The 19150-nt window shown below is 68.0% G+C and carries 15 protein-coding genes; 13 read left to right on the forward strand and 2 right to left on the reverse strand.

The window, feature by feature from the left end; translation table 11 throughout:
- The 3 genes from pgaB to pgaD are packed head-to-tail and all read left to right on the forward strand — an operon-like array spanning window position 1 to window position 3562.
- On the forward strand, window positions 1-1875 hold the full coding sequence (gene pgaB / locus QFZ41_RS02100) for a poly-beta-1,6-N-acetyl-D-glucosamine N-deacetylase PgaB (RefSeq protein ID WP_429197240.1): 1875 nt from the start codon (window positions 1-3) through the stop codon (window positions 1873-1875).
- Complete coding sequence (gene pgaC / locus QFZ41_RS02105; protein WP_429197241.1) at window positions 1872-3122, forward strand: poly-beta-1,6-N-acetyl-D-glucosamine synthase; 1251 nt, start codon at window positions 1872-1874, stop codon at window positions 3120-3122. Before pgaB ends, pgaC begins: the two co-directional genes overlap by 4 nt.
- Complete coding sequence (gene pgaD, locus QFZ41_RS02110; RefSeq protein WP_429197242.1) at window positions 3119-3562, forward strand: poly-beta-1,6-N-acetyl-D-glucosamine biosynthesis protein PgaD; 444 nt, start codon at window positions 3119-3121, stop codon at window positions 3560-3562. Before pgaC ends, pgaD begins: the two co-directional genes overlap by 4 nt.
- A gap of 131 nt (window positions 3563-3693) precedes the next feature.
- On the opposite strand, the gene egtB is transcribed toward pgaD, so the two are convergent.
- Both egtB and QFZ41_RS02120 read right to left on the reverse strand, forming a co-directional pair.
- Window positions 3694-5892, reverse strand: coding sequence for an ergothioneine biosynthesis protein EgtB (egtB, locus tag QFZ41_RS02115; protein ID WP_429197243.1), 2199 nt, complete (start codon window positions 5890-5892; stop codon window positions 3694-3696).
- A gap of 23 nt (window positions 5893-5915) precedes the next feature.
- Window positions 5916-6293, reverse strand: coding sequence for a DUF427 domain-containing protein (locus tag QFZ41_RS02120; protein WP_429197244.1), 378 nt, complete (start codon window positions 6291-6293; stop codon window positions 5916-5918).
- Between the two features lie 252 nt (window positions 6294-6545).
- On the opposite strand from QFZ41_RS02120, the gene QFZ41_RS02125 reads away from it, so the two are divergent.
- The 10 genes from QFZ41_RS02125 to pdeM are packed head-to-tail and all read left to right on the forward strand — an operon-like array spanning window position 6546 to window position 19146.
- Window positions 6546-8057 (forward strand): diguanylate cyclase, encoded by a 1512-nt coding sequence (locus QFZ41_RS02125; protein ID WP_429197245.1) that lies wholly within the window; start codon window positions 6546-6548, stop codon window positions 8055-8057.
- A gap of 56 nt (window positions 8058-8113) precedes the next feature.
- Window positions 8114-9838, forward strand: coding sequence for a vWA domain-containing protein (locus QFZ41_RS02130; protein ID WP_429197246.1), 1725 nt, complete (start codon window positions 8114-8116; stop codon window positions 9836-9838).
- A 16-nt stretch (window positions 9839-9854) separates the two neighbouring features.
- Window positions 9855-10409: an RNA polymerase sigma factor gene (locus tag QFZ41_RS02135; RefSeq protein ID WP_429197247.1), complete on the forward strand. Its 555-nt coding sequence runs from the start codon at window positions 9855-9857 to the stop codon at window positions 10407-10409.
- Between the two features lies 1 nt (window position 10410).
- Entirely contained in the window at window positions 10411-11019 is a 609-nt protein-coding gene (locus tag QFZ41_RS02140) for a hypothetical protein (RefSeq protein WP_429197248.1), read from the forward strand.
- Complete coding sequence (locus QFZ41_RS02145; protein ID WP_429197249.1) at window positions 11016-11618, forward strand: IMPACT family protein; 603 nt, start codon at window positions 11016-11018, stop codon at window positions 11616-11618. Before QFZ41_RS02140 ends, QFZ41_RS02145 begins: the two co-directional genes overlap by 4 nt.
- A 55-nt stretch (window positions 11619-11673) precedes the next feature.
- The gene (locus QFZ41_RS02150) at window positions 11674-13437 is read left to right on the forward strand and encodes an ABC transporter transmembrane domain-containing protein (RefSeq protein WP_429197250.1); all 1764 of its coding nucleotides are present in this window, start codon (window positions 11674-11676) and stop codon (window positions 13435-13437) included.
- Window positions 13438-13489: 52 nt separating this feature from the next.
- The gene (locus QFZ41_RS02155) at window positions 13490-14512 is read left to right on the forward strand and encodes a ligase-associated DNA damage response exonuclease (protein ID WP_429197251.1); all 1023 of its coding nucleotides are present in this window, start codon (window positions 13490-13492) and stop codon (window positions 14510-14512) included.
- Window positions 14512-16107 (forward strand): ATP-dependent DNA ligase, encoded by a 1596-nt coding sequence (locus tag QFZ41_RS02160; RefSeq protein ID WP_429197252.1) that lies wholly within the window; start codon window positions 14512-14514, stop codon window positions 16105-16107. Before QFZ41_RS02155 ends, QFZ41_RS02160 begins: the two co-directional genes overlap by 1 nt.
- On the forward strand, window positions 16064-18505 hold the full coding sequence (locus QFZ41_RS02165) for a ligase-associated DNA damage response DEXH box helicase (RefSeq protein ID WP_429197253.1): 2442 nt from the start codon (window positions 16064-16066) through the stop codon (window positions 18503-18505). Before QFZ41_RS02160 ends, QFZ41_RS02165 begins: the two co-directional genes overlap by 44 nt.
- Complete coding sequence (pdeM, locus tag QFZ41_RS02170) at window positions 18502-19146, forward strand: ligase-associated DNA damage response endonuclease PdeM (protein ID WP_429197254.1); 645 nt, start codon at window positions 18502-18504, stop codon at window positions 19144-19146. The genes QFZ41_RS02165 and pdeM overlap by 4 nt, the downstream gene beginning before the upstream one ends.
- Window positions 19147-19150 lie beyond the last annotated feature (4 nt).

The following is a 19150-nucleotide window of genomic DNA, read 5'->3' on the forward strand; positions in this document are numbered from 1 at the left end:
ATGCGCCCGCTGTTGATCCTGCTTGCCCTGCTCGGGCTTGCGCTTCCTGCGTTCGCGCAGCCGGCCGCGCCCGCGCGGCCGCCGCTCATCGTGCTCGCCTACCACGATGTCCGGGACGACGTCGGCCTGGCCGCCGATCGCGACCCCGATGCCATCAGTACCGACCACCTCGTCGCCCATTTCGACTGGCTAAAGGCGAACGGCTACCACGTCGTCAGTCTCGATCAGGTCGTGCAAGCCACCCATGGCGGCGCCCCGCTGCCCGCCGACGCGGTGCTGTTGACCTTCGACGACGGGCTGGAAAGCTTCTACACACGTGTGTACCCGCTGTTGCGCGCCTATGGCTACCCCGCGGTGCAAGCCCTCGTGGGGTCGTGGATGGACATGCCGCCGGGACAACGCATGCCCTATAACGGCGCCGATTGCGATCGCTCGTGCTTCCTCACCTGGGAGCAGGTCGCCGAGATGCACGCGTCCCGCCTGGTCGAATTCGCCTCGCACTCCTGGCAGATGCACCAGGGCCTGAATGCGAACCCGCAAGGCAACCTGCTGCCGACGGCGGCGGCGCTGGCCTACGACACGACGAAGCAGCGCTACGAGACCGCCGGTGAATATGCGCAGCGGATCCGTGCCGACCTCTCACATAGCGCGGACGAGATCGAGAAGCACATCGGCGTGCGTCCGCGCGCGGTCGCATGGCCCTACGGCGCGTACACCCAGGTCGGACGGGATATCGCCGGCGAACTGGGCATGACGGTCACCTTCAGCCTCGGCGATAAACTGCCCAACCTGGTTCCGGGACGCACGATTCCGCGCCTGCTGGTGAGTGGCAACGTCACTGCCAACCGTCTCGGCTGGCTGATGCGCCACCAGACACGGATCGATCCGACGCGCGCCGTGCAGGTCGACCTCGACTACGTCTACGACCCCGATCCCGCGCAGCAGGACCGTAACCTGTCCAACCTGCTCGACCGGATCAAGCGCATGCATCCCAGTGAAGTCTGGTTGCAGGCGTATGCGGATCCCGACGGCGATGGCGTGGCCGATGCCGTGTACTTCCCGAACCGTCACCTGCCGGTGCGAGCCGACCTGTTTTCGCGCGTGTCGTGGCAGCTACGCACCCGCGCCGGCGTTCGCGTGTACGCATGGATGCCGGTGCTCGCCTTCCGCTTCCCGGACGGCAAGGACCTGCCCTCGCTGGCCGGCGAGCCAAAAGCCGGCGGCGACCATTTCCGCCTGGCGCCTTACGATGCACGCGTGCGCGGGCTGATCGGCGACGTGTACGAAGACTTGGCGATGCACGCCGACGAAGCCGGGGTGTTGTTCTCCGACGACGCTTACCTGCGCGACACCGACCACCTGGGTCCCTGGGCAAAGAACACGCCGGCACAGAACACGCAGGCCCTGATCGATTTCACCCTGGAGCTGGCCCAGCGCATGAAGCGCTGGCGGCCGCAGTTGCTCACCGCGCGCAACATCTACGCGCGGCCGATCCTGCAGCCGAAGGCCGAGGCCTGGTTCGCGCAGGCCCTGCCGGCCTTCAACAGCGCCTATGACATGACCGCGATCATGGCCATGCCCCAGCTCGACCAGCAAGCCGACCGGTTGGGCTGGTACCGCAAGCTCGTCGCGCAGGTGAACGCCACGCCAGGGGCCATGGAACGCACGCTGTTCGAATTCGCCACGCAAGACTGGCGAACGCACCAGCCGATCGCCGACCGTGAACTCGCCGCGCGCATGCGCGCCGTGCAGGCGGCGGGCGCGCGTCACATCGGTTACTACCCGGACGACTTCGTCCACGACCATCCCGCCCTGGAAGCGATTCGCCCGTATATTTCGGCGGCCGATTATCCCTACCGGGAGCCCGCGCGATGAACGGCGGCATCCTGCACGCGCTACTCGAGTTCGCCTTCTATTACCCCCTGGTGATGTCGCTCATCTGGATGAGCGGCGGCATCATCTATTTCGTGCGCTGGGAACGCCGGGAGCCGGCACGCGTGCAACCGCACATGCTGCCCGAATACCCGATGGTGACCCTCGTGGTGCCCTGCCACAACGAGGGTGAGCAGGTACGCGAGACCATCGCGCACCTGGCCTCGCAGCAATACCCGAACTTCGAGATCATCGCGATCAACGACGGCTCCACCGACGATACCGGCACGCAGCTCGACGAGTTGATGAAACAGTACCCCGCGTTGCGCGTGATCCACATGTCGAGCAACCAGGGCAAGGCCATGGGCCTGCGTGCGGCAGCGCTCGCCGCGCGATCGGACTTCCTCGTCTGCGTCGACGGCGACGCCTTGCTCGACGATTACGCCACCCACTGGATGATGATGCACATGCTCGAGAGCCCGCGCGTCGCCGCGGTCACGGGCAACCCGCGCATCCGCAACCGTTCCACCCTGCTGGGCAAGCTGCAGGTGGGCGAGTTCTCCTCGATCATCGGGCTGATCAAACGGGCCCAACGCGTGTATGGGCGCATCTTCACGGTGTCCGGCGTGATCGCCTGCTTCCGCAAGAGCGCGCTGCACGACGTCGGCTACTGGAACACCGACATGGTCACCGAGGACATCGACGTGAGCTGGCGGTTGCAGATGCGTCACTGGGAAATCCGTTACGAACCGAACGCGCTGTGCTGGATCCTGATGCCGGAAACGCTTCGCGGATTGTGGAAGCAGCGCCTGCGCTGGGCCCAGGGTGGCTCCGAGGTGCTGCTGCGATACACCGGGAGCTTGCTCAAGTGGCGCCAGCGGCGCATGTGGCCCGTGGCCTTCGAGTACGTGATGAGCCTGCTCTGGTCCTATACGATGGCCGTCATCATCGTGCTCTGGGTGCTCGGCCGCGTGGTGGACCTGCCGCCGTCGCTGTACATCGACACGTTGCTACCCCAATGGCACGGCGTTGTGCTGGGCGCGATCTGCCTGCTCCAGTTCCTCATCAGCCTGCTGGTCGACCGCCGCTACGAGACCCGCATCGGCCGCAACTACTACTGGATGATCTGGTACCCGCTGGTGTACTGGCTGCTCAACACGGCGACCTCGATCGTCGCGCTACCCAAGGCGTTGCTGAAGCGCAAGGGCACGCGTGCCGTCTGGGTCAGCCCCGACCGGGGACTGCGATGAAAGCCGAAGCCATTCTGATCCAGCGCCCGGAACGTCAATCGGCGGCGCAAAAGGCGGTGTTCACCACCGTCACCATCTTCGCGTGGTTGTTCTGGGTCTTCCTATGGCTACCCTTGCTCACGCTGGGCGCGTGGGCCTTCGGCGTACGCAGCGCCTGGTTGCAGTTGCACGTGCTCGGCCCGATCGGCGATGGCGGCGATATCAACGTGATCCTCATCGTTGCCATCGCCTGCGCGGTCGTGTTCACGAGTTGGTCGGGCTACAACCACGCCCGCTTCGCGGGCAAGCAGAAGCGGCGCGGCAACAAGCCGGTGGGCGTGGCCGAGACCGCCTCGGCGATCGGCGCCTCGGTGGACGATGCGGTGAAGATGCAGGGGCACCGGCGCTCGGTGGTGAGCGTGTCCGAAGGTGGCTATATGAAGGTTGACGAGGTTCGGTAACGGGGACGAAGCATTGCGGCCGAGGCCGCTTCCCACCACCGCCGACTTGCTCATCGTCCGGTGGGAAGCGCCCTGGTGGGAAGCGGCATGGCGGAAGCGCCCTGGTGGGAAGCGGCCTCGGCCGCGATACCCTACGAAGCCGCACCCAGCAAATACACCCCGAACGCCGGCGCCGCCGACACCCATTCCCGTTCGATCCGCCACCCACCCGCTTCCGCCAGCCTCGCGAACGATGCGGGCGTGAACTTGTGCGAGTTCTCCGTGTGTATCGATTCGCCGGCGGCGAAGGCGAACGACTGCCCCGCGACCGTCACCCGCTGCGCCTCGCGGCTCACCAGGTGCATCTCGATACGTTCGAGTTCCGCGTTCCACACCGCGCGATGCTCGAAGGCCTCGGGATCGAAATCGCCGCCGAGTTCGCGGTCGATGCGCACGAGCACGTTGCGATTGAACGCGGCGGTCACGCCGGCGGCATCGTCGTAGGCGTCCAGCAACACGTCCACGTCCTTGACCTGGTCCGCGCCCACGATGAAGCGCGCAGCGGGTCCAAGCCGTTCCCGCACCGAACGCAGCAAGGCGATGGCCTCCGCCGGCGTGAAATTGCCGATGGTGGAACCAGGGAAAAACGCCACAATGGGCCGTCCGGCCACCGCCTTCGGAACCTCGATGGCCTGGGTGAAATCACCCACCACCGGGTGCACCGCGAGCGACGGATAAGCCTCGCGCAAGCGCGTCACCGCGCCATCGAGCGCGGCGGCGCTGATGTCCACCGGGACATAGGCGGAAATCCATGGCGCGGCGTCGAGCAGCATCCGTGTCTTGTCGCTCGCCCCACTGCCCAGTTCGAGCAGCACGGCGCCTTGCGGAATACTCGCGGCGAGCGCCGGGGCGATCTCACGAAGCAAAGCCGTTTCCGTCCGCGTCGGGTAATACTCGGGCGTGACGCAGATCGCCTCGAACAGCTCGGACCCCGCCCCGTCGTAGAAGTACTTCGGCGAGAAGGCCTTCGGAGACGACGACAGCCCGGCCAGCGTATCGCGCAGGAAAGTCAGGCGGTCGCCATCAGGGGTGAACGCGGGATCGCGCGCGAGGCGCACGCCGCTGAACATCCAGCGCTGCCCGGGCCGGTAGAAATTGCGGTACGAGATCCGCGCGTGCCCGGACGGCGTGACGCTGGCCCCGCCGCGCAAGACCATCTGGCCGATCATGAACTTCCCGTTGTACTCGCCGACCGCGTCGTCCGCCGCGCGAAACCCCGGGTACGGCGAGTACGAACTGGCCGTCCACTGCCAGGCGACATCGTCGACCTGCTCCAGATCGTCGCGTGCGCGCATGGCATGCTCCCACTCCGCTTCCGTCGGCAGCCGGGCGCCGGCCCAGCGCGCGAATGCCTCGGCTTCGTAGTAGCTGACATGGGTGACCGGCGCGTCGGGATCGACCGGACGCCAGCCACCGGGCGTCATGTGCGACCACGCTTCGCCGTCGTGCTGCCAGTAGAGGGGCGATTCCCACCCCTCCTCCTGCCGCTGCGCCCACCCGTCGGAAAGCCACAGGTCGGCGCGGCGATAGCCGCCGAGCGCCATGAAGGCCAGCCACTGGCCGTTGGTGACCAGGCGGTCCGCCATCTCGAACGGCTCCAGCCAGACGGTGTGCCGGGGGCCTTCGTTGTCGAATGCGAAGGGCTCGTCGGCGGCACCGATGCGCACGGGTCCACCGCCCACCGGGCGGAAGCGGCCTGTCGGACCGGGCGCCGGTGCGGACCAGGAGGGATCGAAGGCCGGCTTCAGCGGCGACTGCGCGAACAGGTGCTGCACATCCATCACCAGCAGTTCCTGGTGCTGTTCCTCATGGGCGAAGCCGAGCCGCACCAGCGCTTCCAGTTCGGGACTCACCGCGCCAGCGAGGAAAGCGCGCATATGCGCGTCCACGTGATGGCGATAGGCGATCACGCGATCGGTCGGAGGGCGGGTCAGCAAGCCACGCAACGGCCGCGGATGACGCGGGCCGATGGCTTCGTAGTAGGAATTGAACAGATACCCGAATTCGGCATCGAACACCTCGTAGCCTGGCACGTTAGGCCCGAGCAGGAAGGTCTCGAAGAACCAGGTCGTGTGGGCGAGGTGCCATTTGGCGGGGCTCGCATCGGGCATCGACTGAACGACCATGTCCTCCGGGCCGAGCGCGGCCACGAGCGCCTCGGTACGCGCCCGCACGGCGTCGTAACGCTCGGAGAGCGGAAGGTCGGGCCGGCCCCGGAGCGCGGTGGCGCTCGTGCCGGCGCGACGGGAGGCGGCGCCGGGCGCCCAGGAGGTGTCGACGAATGATTGCATGGATGAATTCCTTGACGGTGCGGTCAGCCCGGTGTGTGCTCGATGCGCACGCGGTCGGGGTAGAAGGCGAGGTGATCGCGGATCGAGGAGACCGCCTCGTGCGGCTCCTCGTAGGTCCAGATCGCGTTGATCGCCCTTTCCTCGTTACCCGGAAGGCTGTAATACGAGGCTTCACCCTTATAAGGGCAATACGTATGGTGTTCGGTCCGGCTCAACGAAGCCATGTCGGCATCGGCACGGGGAACGTAGAACACGGCCGGGTAACGGCCTTCCCTGAGCACGAGCGCATCGCGGGTGTCGACGATGATGCGGTCGCCATCGCGCACCAGCACCCTGCCACCCGCGGGCTCGACCGTGATGGGATGATCGGGGCCGGGGATCTTCACGGGACGTGAGGACATGGCACGCTCCTTCGGTGACCAGACAAGGCAGACATCCTGCGACCCCTACGCAGGGAATCCAAGACGACGACCCGGAACAGGTGACATTACCGAAAGGCAAAGATTGCCGTCTTGGACCGGAAAACCGCCGCCAGGGTCCGTCAGCACCTTCACATCTTCGGCCGTCCCAGGCTTAACATCCGTTCATGGAACTCAACTTCCCGCTGTCTCCGCCGATATGACTATTGCGTTGCAGGCAGGGGGAGGCGCGCCATGAAAGCAGTCATCGTCGCGGCGGCCATCGTCCTGGTCCACGTGATCGCACTGGCGAACATGCCTTCCGGGGGCATGGAGGTTTCCTACGTGTGCTTCTTCACCGTCGCGGCGCTGGCGCTGGGCAGCGTGGTGATGGCATGGCGGCGCTCGGGGCCTCCCCGGGATCCGCGCTGGTGGTTGCTGTTCGCCAGCCTCGTCCTGTGGGCCGTGGGCATGTCGTTGTCCGCCCGTCAGAACTACGTGTTGGAAAACTCCAACCCGGCGCCCGGCGACAGCATGTTCTTCTACATCCTTTACGTGCTGCCCGTGCTGGTGGCCGTCTCGTCGGCACCCGTGCCGGGGCGGAAGAAGTGGGCCATCGCGATCGACCTGATCCTGGCCGCCCTGCTCGGGGTGCTGTTCTACGTGCGCACGTTCTCGATCGTCTCGGTGCAGGGCGCGATGGCGACCCAGCAGGCCCTCGACATCGCCTACATGCTCGATTTCGAGAACGCGTGCCTCGCGCTGGCCGCGTCGTTACGCTACCTCGCGACCGACCGCGCCGACGATCATTTCTTTTTCCGTGGCGTGACGGCGTTCTTCGTCACCTATGCGATCGCCGGTTATTTCTATAACCACTTCGTGGCGCTCGGTGGGCACCCCGAATTCGGCACGTCTCCCTGGGACGCGCTGCTGGATCTTCCCTTCCTCGTCCTTTTCGTCACGGCGACGCTGCGCCAGCCGAGACGGCACTGGCACCCGCCCGTCTATCTCGTGCGCTTCGTGCAGAGCGCGAGCCCCACCTTCCTGGCCATGAGCGTGCTCGGCTTCGGTCTGATGGTGATCCCGGGTTACCCCACGCTGGGCATCGTGGGCGCCATTGCCGCCGTGATCGGCATCGGCCTTCGCGGCACCCTGGCCCAGGTCGGCCTGGTGGAGGAGGAATACCGGCTGTCGCGCAGCCGCGACGAGCTGCAGGGCCTGGTCTTCGTCGACAGCCTCACGGGCCTGGCCAACCGGCGGGCGCTCGACGAGCGCCTCCTGCGCGAATGGCACCGCCCCGGACAACAGGAACCGATCTCCCTGTTGATGATCGATGTCGACTTCTTCAAGGAATACAACGACCGCTACGGCCATCTCGCGGGCGACGATTGCCTGCGTTCCCTCGTCGGTGGCCTGATCGGACGCGGGGTTCGCGCGGGCGATTTCGTCGCGCGCTTCGGCGGCGAAGAGTTCGCCGTGATCGCTCCCGGCACCCGCCTGCCCGAAGCGCTGGCCCTGGCCGAGGACTTGCGTGCGCAGGTCGAGGCGCTGGCGATCATCCATCCCTCGAGTCCCTTCGGCGTCGTCACCATCAGCATCGGCGTGGCCCATGTGCAGGTGAGCGCGCACGGCGGTCCGCTCGATCTGCTCAACGCGGCCGACCGCGCGCTCTACCGGGCGAAGCAGACGGGCCGGAACAGGGTGAGCGCCGGCGAGGAAACCCGCGCGGGCCCTCACCTGCTCAGCGAATCGCGTCACATCGGTTAACCCCGCTTCGCCCCTTCCCGCGTTTCACCGTCATGTCACCCACGAGGCCATGCACGATGAACACGCTCCGCATCACGCTTTCCCTCCTGTTCGCCGCCGCGGTCGCCGCCACCGGCGTGGCCGCTTCGGGCGATGCCTTCGCCGCACGGCGCGACGCGCCATCGCCACCGGCCGACGACACCGGCTGCCAGCCGGGCCAGGGCATGCCAGTCCGACGGATGCTCTCACGCCCACTGGTCGCTCCGGCCGCGGCCCCCGCGCCGCCGGCCATGACGAAGGCCGTACCGCAAGCGATCGTGGAAACAGTGGCGCAGTCCGGTCATGTCACCGCGATCGCTCCGCCCTATCTGCCCGTCGACCGCGAAAACTACGCGCATCGCACGGCGAATGCCGTCCACCTCGCCGCCAGCGATCCGGTGTCGACCTTCAGCGTCGATGTGGATACCGGTTCCTATACGAACGTGCGCCGCATGCTCAACGAGGGACGCCTGCCGCCGGTGGATGCCGTGCGCACCGAGGAATTCATCAACTACTTCGACTACGGTTACACGGTGCCGGGGAGTCGCGCGAAGCCGTTCGGCGTCACGGCGGAATTCGCGCCGGCGCCGTGGAACCCCGAGCGCCAGTTGCTACTCATCGGCATCCAGGGATACGACGTGCCGGCCAGCGAGATTCCCCCGGCCAACCTCGTCTTCCTCGTGGACGTCTCCGGCTCCATGGACGAGCCCGACAAGCTGCCCCTGCTGAAGGCGTCGCTGAAGCAGATCGTGCCGAAACTGCGTGCGGCTGATCGCATCTCGCTCGTGACCTATGCAGGCTCCACCTGCGTGGCCCTGCCCTCCACGCCGGGCGACGAACACGCGAAGATCGCCGCGGCCATCGACGCGCTCGGCGCGGGAGGGTCCACCAACGGCGCCGCCGGCATCGACCTGGCGTATGCGCAGGCGGCGAAGGGCTTCATCAAGGGCGGCGTAAACCGCGTCATCCTCGCCACCGATGGCGACTTCAACGTCGGTACGGTCGGCGTGCAGGCCCTGAAAGAACGCATCGTGGAGAAGCGCAAGAGTGGCATCGCGTTGACCACGCTGGGCTTCGGCGAAGGCAACTACAACGACGAGATGGCCGTGGAGCTGGCCGATGCCGGTAACGGCAGCCACCATTACATCGACAGCCTCGGCGAGGGGCGCCGCGTGCTGGTGGACGAGATGTCGGCGACGCTGATGACGATCGCCAGGGACGTGAAGATCCAGGTGGAGTTCAACCCGGGCGTGGTCGCCGAGTATCGCCTGATCGGCTACGAGAAACGTGTCCTCGCGCGGGAAGACTTCAACAACGACGCCGTCGATGCGGGCGAGATCGGCGCGGGTGCCCGCGTCACCGCGCTGTACGAGATCACGTTGAAAGGTTCCAGGGGCGCACGCGTCGATCCGCTGCGCTACGCCTCCGCGAATGACACGCCCACATCTGGCGAACTCGGCTTCCTTCGCCTGCGCTACAAGGCGCCCGACGGCGGCGCGAGCCAGCTGATCGAGCAGCCCTTGCATGCGGACGTCGCGCCGCAGGCCAGCGACCGGCTGCGATTCGCCGCGGCGGTGGCGGCCTTCGCGGAGAACCTGCGCGGCGGCAAATACGTGGATGGCTTCGGCTACGACAAGGTCGCGGAGTTGGCGCGTGGCGCGCTCGGCAAGGACGAAGACGGCTATCGCGCGGAGATGTCGAGGCTGGCGGGCATGGCCAGCGGGATGTCGACCGGACCGGTCGCGGAATCCCCGCGTCGATAAGGTAACCTCCCCGTCCATGGATGCTCCCCTTACCGACGACGGCGGGCTGATGCTCGCCTGGGCGGGCGGGAACACGGCCGCGTTCGGGGAGCTTTACGCGAAGCACAAGGGCCCGTTGTACCGGTTCCTGCTGAAGACGGTGAAGGACCGCGCGGTCGCCGACGAGTTGTTCCAGGAAACCTGGAGCCGCGTGATCGTCGCACGCCAGCGTTATCGCGCGGAGGCGAAGTTCAGCACCTGGCTGCTCCAGATCGCGCACAACCTGGCCATGGACAGCTTCCGCCGGCAGCGCCCACGCGCAGGCGCGGAGGAAACCGAAGCCGTCTTCGCCGCACAGGCCGCTCCGGAACGCGAGCAACCCGATCACGCCCTGTCGGATTTCGAACTGCGCAGGCACATGCAGCGCGCGATCGAAAGCCTTCCCGACGAACAACGAACGGCCTTCGTGCTACGCATGGAGAACGAACTATCCCTGGAGGACATCGCCACCGTGACCGGCGTAGGCAAGGAAACCGCGAAATCGCGGCTTCGCTACGCCATGGCGCGGATACGAGAACTCGTTGCCGACTGACATGAACCCGAACACGCCACCGCCCCACGACGACGACCTGCCCGACGAGCGCGAACTCGCGGCGCTCTACGCGCGCCTGCCAAAGACCGAGCCCGACCCGGCGCTGGATGCGGCGGTGCTCGCACACGCCGATCGTGCGGTACCGGCTCGTCGCCGCCGGGCACATTGGCCGGTCGCGCTGGGGTCGGCGGCGGTACTGGTGCTGGCTGCCGGGCTGGCCTGGCAGCTGCGCGACAGCCGCCCCGACGTGACGGCGACGCGCCCCGTTCCCACGGCGCAACGCATCGAATCCACCGCGCCCGCGCCCGCAAGCGCTCCTGTCGTCCTGCAAGAGTCGGCACCCGCGGCAACCCAGCCGAGGATGGCGCGCCGTTCGGCACCGGCACCTGCACTCAAGTCATCGGCCGTATCCAAACCCGCCCCGCAGGCCTTCGGCGCCGTTTCCGACCGGGCCATGAAAACGGAGCTCGGTCCGGACGATCGCGTCGGCGAGATCCGGCAGCTGCTCGGCCGCGGGGAACGCGAGGAAGCCTTGCGGCGCCTGCGTGAACTGCGCGAGCGCTATCCTCGTTACGAGCTGCCACAAGACCTGCGCGACCTGACCCCTTGAGTGCACCGCTGGAAACCCTCGCCTCGCCCTGGCGGCACGAGGAAGACATCAAGAAGAGCCGCTTCCTTGCCCTGGCCACGCCTGTCGACTCGCCGGCCGACGCCCTGGCATGGTTCGAATCGGTGGGCGATCCGGGTGCCACGCACAACTGCTGGGCGTATCGCATCGGCGACGCATACCGGTTCAACGACGATGGCGAACCCGGGGGCACCGCCGGGCGTCCCATCCTGCAGGCCATCGACGGCCAGGGTTGCGACCGCGTGGCCGTGCTGGTCACCCGCTGGTACGGCGGGATCAAGCTTGGCGCGGGTGGGCTCGTGCGCGCCTATGGCGGGACAGCGGCCGAATGCCTGCGCCTCGCTCCACGCCTGCCGATCGTCGCCACCGGGTGCCTGCGGCTACGCTGCGAGTTCGGCGAACTGGCCCTTGTCTCGGCGCGGTTGCGCGAGATGGAGGCCACGATCGAGGACGAAACCTTCGTCGCCGACGGCGCGGAGCTGAGCGTACGCGCGCCGGTCGAGCGCCTGGACGCGATCGCCGCGCGGATCGTCGACCTCACCCGGGGCAAGGTGCACCCCCGCCGCGTCGATCCATGTTGAATACTGCACCGGATGGCCCCATCCGTTGGCGAATGAAACCGGAAGCGAAGCGAGCATGAGCGAAGAACGCAGGGAGAAGTCACGCAAGATCGGGGCACTGCGCAACCTCTGGCCATTCCTCAAGCCGCACAAGGGCCTCGCCATCGGCTGGCTGGTCTTCCTGGGGATCTCCTCGGGTGCCTCGCTGCTCCTGCCCGTGGCGGTGCGGCACATCATCGACCATGGCTTCCTCGCCTCCAGCATCGCGACGATCAACGGCACGTTCCTTGGCCTGTTCGGCGTAGCCGTGGTCCTGGCCATCGCCACCGCCGCCCGGTACTACTGCATCGCCCTGCTCGGCGAACGCTCGCTCGCCTCGCTCCGCACCACCCTTTACCAGCATGTGATCGGGCTGGACGTGGGCTTCTATGAAAGCACCCGCGTCGGTGAACTCACCTCCCGTCTGGGCACGGACACCGAAGTGGTGCAGACCCTGGTCGGTTCGGGCATCTCGGTGGCGCTGCGCAGCGTGGTGATGCTGATCGGCGCCGCGGCGGCCATGGCCTGGACGAGCCCGCGGCTGGCCGGATTGACCGCGCTGGTCATCCCGGCGGTGATGCTGCCCATCCTCGTCTTCGGCCGCCGCGTGCAGAAACTTTCGCGACACAGCCAGGACCGCATCGCCGATGCCGCCGCCGTCGCCAATGAAACCCTGAACGCGGCACAGGCGGTCAAGGCCTACGCCCGCGAGCCGATCGAAAGCCGCCGCTATGCCAGCGCCATCGACCTCGCCCTCGCGACGGCACGCCGCCGCATCGGCATGCGGTCGCTGCTCACCGCCGCCGTGATCGTGCTGATCTTCGGCGCCATCACCCTGGTGCTGTGGGCGGGCGCGCGCGACGTCATCGCGGGAGATCTCCAGCCGGGAGTGCTGAGCCAGTTCGTGCTGTATGCGATCTTCGCCGCCGGTTCGGTGGCGGGCCTGTCCGAAGTATGGGGCGACGTACTGCGCGCCGCCGGCGCCATGGAACGCATCGGCGAACTCTTCGCCGAACGGCCGGGCATCTTCACGCCGGAGGCACCGGAACCCCTGCCCCGGCCGGTCACCGGATCGCTGCGCTTCGAGCATGTGGAATTCCGCTACCCGTCGCGTCCGGACGTGGCCGCGCTCTCCGACTTCGACCTCGACATCGCGCCGGGCGAAACCGTGGCGCTGGTCGGGCCGTCGGGCGCGGGCAAGAGCACGGTCTTCAGCTTGTTGCTGCGCTTCCACGATCCGCGTTCAGGCTCCATCCGTTTCGACGGCATCGACCTGCGCGCACTCGCGCTGCCCGAATTGCGCGGGGCGATCGCGCTGGTACCGCAAGAGACCGTGATCTTCGGCGGTACCGCCGCGGACAACATCCGTTTCGGCCGTGCCGACGCGTCCGACGACGAGGTGCGCGAAGCCGCGCGTCTCGCCGAAGCGGACGGTTTCATCGCCGCTCTTCCCGACGGCTATGAAGCCGCATTGGGCGAGCGTGGCGTGCGGCTGTCCGGTGGACAGAAGCAGCGCATCGCCATCGCCCGGGCCATCCTGCGCGACGCACCCTTGCTGCTGCTGGACGAAGCCACCTCGGCGCTCGACGCCCAGTCGGAAGCGGCCATCCAGCACGCGCTCGAGCGCCTCGAAAAGGGCCGCACCACGCTGGTGATCGCGCATCGCCTGGCCACGGTGCAGCGTGCCGATCGCATCGTCGTGATGGACGGTGGCCGCATCGTGGCGCAGGGCACGCACGAGAGCCTGCTGGCCGAAGGCGGCCTCTACGCCGAACTGGCGCGCTTGCAGTTCGTGGCCTGATCCGCCGGCGCGTTTTCGCGCTGTTGACGATCCGCCCCCTACCTTCGGCCGCATGGATCGCGACCTGCTGCTACCGCGGCCCGAGGGCCTTTACTGCCCGGCGGGCGACTTCTTCATCGACCCGATGCAGCCGGTCGCCCGCGCGGTCGTCACGCACGCGCATGGGGACCACGCGCGCGCAGGTAGCGCGCTCTACCACGTGGCACGCGCCGGCGGCGGATTGATGCGCGAGCGCCTCGGTGCCCCGGCCACGCTCCTCGAACACGGCTGGAACGAGCCCTTCACCCTCGGCGAGACCCGCGTGTCCCTGCACCCGTCCGGACACATCCTCGGCGCGGCGCAGGTGCGCATCGAAGGATGCGGCAAGGTGGCCGTGGTCTCCGGCGATTACAAACGCGACCCCGATCCCACGTGCGAACCGTTCGAACCGGTGCCCTGCGACATCTTCGTCACGGAATCCACGTTCGGCCTTCCGATCTACCGGTGGCCGCCCATGAGCCAGGTGGTGGACGAGATCCTCGGCTGGGTGGACGAATGCGCGGCGCGGCGCGTGACGGCGGTCCTGTTCTGCTACGCCCTAGGGAAGGCGCAACGGCTGCTCGCCGAACTGGCCATGCGCAGCGACCGTACGGTGCACCTGCATGGCGCGATGCTGCGCCTGGTCGAGGCGTACCGCGAGGCGGGCGTGCAGATGCTGCCCACGCAGGCCGTCAGCGACTCCGCCCGCGGCAAGGATTTCGCGGGTGAACTGGTCATGGCCCCACCCTCGGCGGCGGGCTCGCCATGGATGCGCCGCTTCGCCAAGGCCTCCACCGGCTTCGCTTCCGGATGGATGCAGGTGCGTGGGGCGCGTCGCCGCCGCGGCTACGACCGCGGATTCGTCGTATCCGACCACGCCGATTGGCCAGGACTTATCCGCAGCGTGGAAGACTGCGGCGCGAAGCGCATCTACGTCACCCATGGCGATGGCGAGGCCTTGATCCGCCACCTGCGCGAGAAGGGCCACGACGCGCTCCCGCTGAGCACGCTCGGCGGACGCATGCCGGAACTCCGCCGCAGCGAGGAAGGCGACTGATGCGCCGGTTCGCCGCCCTTTTCGAGGTGCTCGACCGCACCTCGTCCACGGCCGCCAAGCGCGACGCGATGGCGGCGTACTTCGTCGAGGCACCCGCGGAAGACGCGGCGTGGGCCGTCTACGTCCTCGGCGGAGGCAAGCTCAAGCGAACCGCCACGTCGACCGAACTGCGCCTCGCGCTCGCCGCGGAAGCGGGCTATGCCGACTGGCTCATCGACGAAAGCTACCAGCATGTGGGCGATCTCGCGGAGACGATCGCGCTCATGTTGCCCAGTGGCGGCGACGAACAGGAGGACACGCCGCTGCACGTATGGATGGAGGCACGGCTTCCATCGCTGCACACGCTCGAATCGTCCGGACGCGTCGATCTGCTGCGCGAATGGTGGCGGCCCTTGCCACGCGGCCAGGTGTTCCTGGTCAACAAGCTGCTGACGGGATCGCTGCGGGTGGGCGTGTCGCACCGGCTCGTCGTGCAGGCGCTCGCGCAGTGGGCGAACCTGCCCACGGACCTGATCGCGCACCGGCTCAGCGGCCACTGGACTCCGAATGCCTCCGCTTTCCGGGCGTTATCCGGCCCGGAGCGCGCGGACGAGCACGCCGGTGAACGGCCGTATCCGTTCTTTCTCGCCTCGCCACTGGAACAGGAGGCCGCCTCGCTGGGCGATGCCGGCGAATGGCTGGCCGAATGGAAGTGGGACGGCATCCGCGCGCAACTGATGCGCCGCGCGGGCGAGGCGCTGCTCTGGTCGCGCGGGGAGGAACGCCTCGACGGGCGGTTCCCCGAGATCGAGCAGGCCGCCCGCGATCTTCCCGACGGCTGCGTGATCGACGGCGAGATCCTGGCCTGGGCACTGGACGAAGACCATCCGTTGCCCTTCACCGCGTTGCAAAAGCGCATCGGCAAGCTCAAGCCCGGCCCGAAATTGCTGGCCGATACACCCGTACGCCTGATGGCCTACGATCTGCTCGAACTGCACGGCAAGGACATGCGCGAACGTCCTCTTTCCGAACGCCGCGCGATGCTCGCCAGCCTTATCGAGGAGCGGCGCCCCACGCTGATGCTCTCGCCCGCGATCACGGCGCCGAACTGGCAGGCGTTGGCGGCGGTGCGCACCGAATCGCGCGAGCGCCGTACGGAAGGGCTGATGCTCAAGCGGCTCGACTCGCCGTACCGCGTGGGCCGCAAACGCGGTGACTGGTGGAAGTGGAAGGTCGACCCGTACACGATCGATGCCGTACTGCTCTACGCGCAGCCAGGCCACGGCCGGCGTTCCGGCCTCTTCACCGACTACACGTTCGGTGTCTGGGACGGCGAAGCGCTCGTGCCGGTGGCCAAGGCCTACTCGGGCCTGGACGACGACGAGATCGGCCGGCTCGACCGCTGGATACGGGCGCACACCATCGATCGCTTCGGGCCCGTGCGATCGGTCGAGCCGACGCACGTGTTCGAACTCGCGTTCGAAGCGATCCAGGCTTCGGGCCGCCACAAGGCCGGCGTGGCGGTGCGCTTTCCGCGCATCCTGCGCTGGCGTACCGACCTCGCCATCCGCGATGCCGACAAGCTCGACGACCTCCGCCGCCTGGCGTCGGGCTGAGGCCCGCCTGCTGGCATGGTTCGCCGCGCTGGAGCGGCGGCCCGCGCCGTTCCAGCGCGCCGCGTGGCGCGCCTGGCGCGATGGACGGAACGGCCTGATCCACGCGCCCACCGGCACGGGCAAGACGCTTGCCGCCGCCGGCGGCCCGCTGATCGACGCCGTGCTTCGGCCCCAGGCCGGCCTCCAGTTGCTCTGGATCACGCCATTGCGCTCGCTGGCGACCGATACGGCACAGCACCTCGCGGCGGCCGTGGATGCGATGGAAGTGCCCTGGCGCGTGCTGCGCCGAACCGGCGACAGCGGCAGTGCCGAACGCGCCCGGTTGCGGCGCGGCGCGTGCGAACTGCTGGTCACCACGCCGGAAAGCCTGGCCCTCCTGCTGAGCTACCCCGATGCACGGCAACGCTTCGCGCAGCTTCGCGGCATCGTGGTGGACGAGTGGCACGAACTGGTCGGCAACAAACGCGGCACCTTGCTCCAGCTCGGCCTCGCGCGGCTGCGGCACTGGCTGCCTTCCCTACGCACATGGGGTCTTTCCGCGACGCTGGGCAACCTCGACGAGGCCTTGCACGCGCTGGCGGGTGATGGCGTGCTCGTCGGGGGTGGCGCGCGCAAGAAGACGACGATCGACACGGCCGTGCCCGATCGGGGAGAACGCTTCGCCTGGGCCGGACACCTGGGCCTGTCACAGTTGCCGCGCGTCCTCGATGCCGTGCTGGCGTCCCGCAGCAGCCTCGTCTTCGCCAACACGCGGTCACAGGCAGAACTCTGGCATGAAGCACTGGCGTCGGTGTGGCCGGAGTCGCCGGCGACCCTCGCCCTGCACCACGGTTCGATCGACCCCAAGCTGCGCTTCGCCACGGAAGAAGGCTTGCGCGCCGGCGCACTGCGCTGCGTGGTCGCCACGTCCAGCCTCGACCTCGGCGTGGATTTCGCCAGCGTCGAGCGGGTGATCCAGATCGGCAGCCCGAAGAGCGTCGCGCGCCTGCTCCAGCGTGCCGGACGCAGCGGCCACCAGCCGGGCGTGCCGTCACGCATCCTCTGCGTTCCGACCCACCTGCTGGAACTCGCCGAGATCGCCGCCGCGCGCCGCGCGCTTGCCGAGGGGCACCTGGAACCCCGGCGGCCGCTGCGCGGCTGCCTGGACGTACTGGCGCAGCATCTGATCACCATGGCGCTCGGCGGAGGCTTCAGCGCCGACGAGGCCTTCGCCGAGGTAACGTCGTCGCTGGCATATGCGCGGCTGCCGCGCGAGCGTTTCGACGCCGTGCTCGCGTACCTGTGTACCGGTGGGTCGGCGCTCGCCAGCTATCCCGAATACCACAAGCTGGTCGCGAGAGAAGGACGCTACGGCGTGGAGAGTGGCCGCATCGCACGCATGCACCGGCTGTCGATCGGCACGATCACCTCCGATGGCAGCTTGCAGGTGCGTTACATGAAAGGCGCCCGGCTCGGGACCGTCGAGGAAAGCTTCGTCTCCCGGCTGCGGCCCGGCGACCGTTTCCTGTTCGCCGGGCGGAACCTCGAGCTCGTCCGCGTGCGCGACATGACCGCGTGGGTGCGCGCCGCGCCGAACCGCCGTGGCGGCGTGCCGCGCTGGATGGGCGGGCGCCTGCCACTCTCGGGCGAACTCTCCGACGAATTGCGCCGCACGCTCGCGGAGACGACCCACCGCTCGGAAGAAATGCGCGCGCTCGTGCCGCTGCTGACGATACAGCGTCGGCAGTCGGTGGTTCCGGGTGTCGACGAAACGTTGTGCGAGCGCACGCGCACGCGCGAAGGCGACTACTTGTTCGTCTTCCCCTTCGCGGGGCGGCTCGCGCACGAGGGCCTGGCCGCCGTGCTCGCCTATCGTCTGGCGCGCATCCAGCCGGGTGACTATGGCTATGCCGTCAACGATTACGGGCTGACCCTCACCGCGGCGCGCATGCCCGCGCTCGACGCCGGGACGATGCGCAGGCTGCTGCATCCCGCCGGTCTGCGTACCGACATCCGCGCCAGCGTCAACCTGTCCGAACTGGCCCGGCGCCAGTTCCGCGAGATCGCCCGGGTGGCGGGACTGGTCTTCAATGGCTATCCCGCCCAGGCAAAGACGCTGCGCCAGTTGCAGGTGTCGAGCGGATTGCTCTTCGACGTGCTGCGCCGGCACGATCCCGCGCATCCGCTGCTCTGGCAGGCCGAACGCGAGGTGCTCGACCAGCAACTGGACTACACGCGGCTGCGTGCCTGCCTGCTGCGGGTTGCCCGCTCGCGGTTGCTCTGGCAGGAACCGAAGCGGCTGAGCCCGCTGGCCTTTCCGCTATGGGTGGAACGTTTGCGCGGTGGCATCGCCACCGACGACTGGCGGACGCGCGTGGAGCGCATGCTCGCGACCCTCGAACGAGGAGCCGGTGCATGATCAAGCGTGATATCGAGATCGCGGGCGAACGACTCACGTTGCATGCGCAGCGCGCTATCCACTGGTCCGCGCGGCGCATGCTGCTGGTCTCGGACGTGCACTTCGGCAAGGGCGCCGTGTTCCGCCGCGCGGGCATCGCCGTTCCCAGCGGCGACACGGAAGACGATCTCGTTCGCCTGGACGAACTGATCGCGGCGTTCATCCCGGAAAGTGTCGTGGTGCTGGGCGACCTCGTCCACGGCAGCGCCACCGTTCGCAGCGCGTGGGTGGACCGGGTGCGCGCATGGCGGCGCAAGCACGACGCCGTGCGGATGCTGCTGATCGCGGGCAACCACGATCGTCATTTCGACGTCGCATCGCTCGGCTTCGATGTACTGCCGGAACGCCTCGCCGTGCCACCGTTCGTGTTTTCGCATCATCCGCACGCGCAGGCCGGGGGGTACACGATCGCCGGTCATGTCCATCCTGGCGTGACCGTTCGCGACGGCTGGCGCAGGCATCGGCTGCCGGCCTTCGTCTTCGACCGCGACGTGGGCATGCTGCCGGCGTTCGGCACGCTGACAGGCCTGCACGAAGTGACCCGCGCGCCGGACCGCCACATCGTCGCCGTCACGCCCGCCGGTCTCCTGCCGGTGGGTTGAGATG

Source organism: Luteibacter sp. W1I16 (assembly GCF_050434905.1).
Taxonomy (GTDB): Bacteria; Pseudomonadota; Gammaproteobacteria; order Xanthomonadales; family Rhodanobacteraceae; genus Luteibacter.